1 rRNA gene (running past one end of the window) is annotated in these 1766 nt (G+C 55.3%); it reads left to right on the forward strand.

Annotation, left to right across the window (positions count from 1 at the left end):
* Positions 1 to 45: 45 nt before the first annotated feature.
* A 23S ribosomal RNA gene (locus tag ACWFRF_RS34825) occupies positions 46 to 1766 on the forward strand; it runs 1489 nt beyond the window's last position.

The raw sequence follows: 1766 nt of genomic DNA on the forward strand, positions 1-1766 counted from the left end.
GGGTGTGTTGTTTGAGAACTGCACAGTGGACGCGAGCATCTTTGTTAGTAAGTGTTTAAGAGCGTACGGTGGATGCCTTGGCACCAGGAGCCGATGAAGGACGTAGGAGGCTGCGATAAGCCTCGGGGAGCTGTCAACCGAGCTGAGATCCGAGGATTTCCGAATGGGGAAACCCAGCACGAGTGATGTCGTGTTACCCGCATCTGAATATATAGGGTGTGTGGAGGGAACGTGGGGAAGTGAAACATCTCAGTACCCACAGGAAGAGAAAACAACAGTGATTCCGTGAGTAGTGGCGAGCGAAAGCGGATGAGGCTAAACCGTGTACATGTGATACCCGGCAGGGGTTGTGTATGCGGTGTTGTGGGGTCTTCTTTCTTGATTCTGCCGGATCAAGCGAGAGTAAGAAACCGTTGTGTTAGTCGAAGTGGTCTGGAACGGCCTGTCGTAGAGGGTGATAATCCCGTAGACGAAAACTCAACGGCTCTCGTAGAAGATACCCGAGTAGCAGCGGGCCCGTGAAATCTGCTGTGAATCTGCCGGGACCACCCGGTAAGCCTGAATACTCCCTGGTGACCGATAGCGGACTAGTACCGTGAGGGAAAGGTGAAAAGTACCCCGGGAGGGGAGTGAAATAGTACCTGAAACCGTGCGCTTACAATCCGTCAAAGCCTTCGCAATCTTGATTGTGTGGGGTGATGGCGTGCCTTTTGAAGAATGAGCCTGCGAGTCATCGGTGTGTGGCGAGGTTAACCCGTCGAGGGGTAGCCGTAGCGAAAGCGAGTCTGAATAGGGCGAAATTTAGTCGCACATTATGGACCCGAAGCGGAGTGATCTACCCATGGCCAGGGTGAAGCGACGGTAAGACGTCGTGGAGGCCCGAACCCACTTAGGTTGAAAACTGAGGGGATGAGCTGTGGGTAGGGGTGAAAGGCCAATCAAACTCCGTGATAGCTGGTTCTCCCCGAAATGCATTTAGGTGCAGCGTCACGTGTTTCACATCGGAGGTAGAGCTACTGGATGGCCTAGGGGGCCTACAAGCTTACCGAAGTCAGCCAAACTCCGAATGCCGGTGTGTGAGAGCGTGGCAGTGAGACTGCGGGGGATAAGCTTCGTAGTCGAGAGGGAAACAGCCCAGATCGCCGGCTAAGGCCCCTAAGCGTGTACTAAGTGGAAAAGGATGTGGGGTCGCTTAGACAACCAGGAGGTTGGCTTAGAAGCAGCCACCCTTGAAAGAGTGCGTAATAGCTCACTGGTCAAGTGATCCTGCGCCGACAATGTAGCGGGGCTCAAGTACACCGCCGAAGCCGCGGCATTCCAGCAATAGCCCGTCCTTTTCTTCGGAGAAGGGCCAGGTGCTGGGATGGGTAGGGGAGCGTCCTGTGGCCGTGGAAGCAGCAGTGTGAACTAGCTGTGGAGGCCACGGGAGTGAGAATGCAGGCATGAGTAGCGAAAGACGAGTGAGAAACTCGTCCGCCGAATGACCAAGGGTTCCTGGGCCAGGTTAATCCGCCCAGGGTGAGTCGGGACCTAAGGCGAGGCCGACAGGCGTAGTCGATGGACAACGGGTTGATATTCCCGTACCCGTGTATCCGCGCCCAATGCTGAATCAGTTGTGCTAACTGTCCAAATGTTGTTTTACTGAGCCTTCGGGTGAGGGGAATGACGGCTGCACAGGACCCCGGTTGTAGTAGGTAAGCGATGGGGTGACGCAGGAAGGTAGCTGGGCCAGGTGATGGAATACCTGGTGTAAGCGTGTAGGGCGC

It is taken from the genome of Nocardia sp. NPDC055165 (assembly GCF_053606985.1).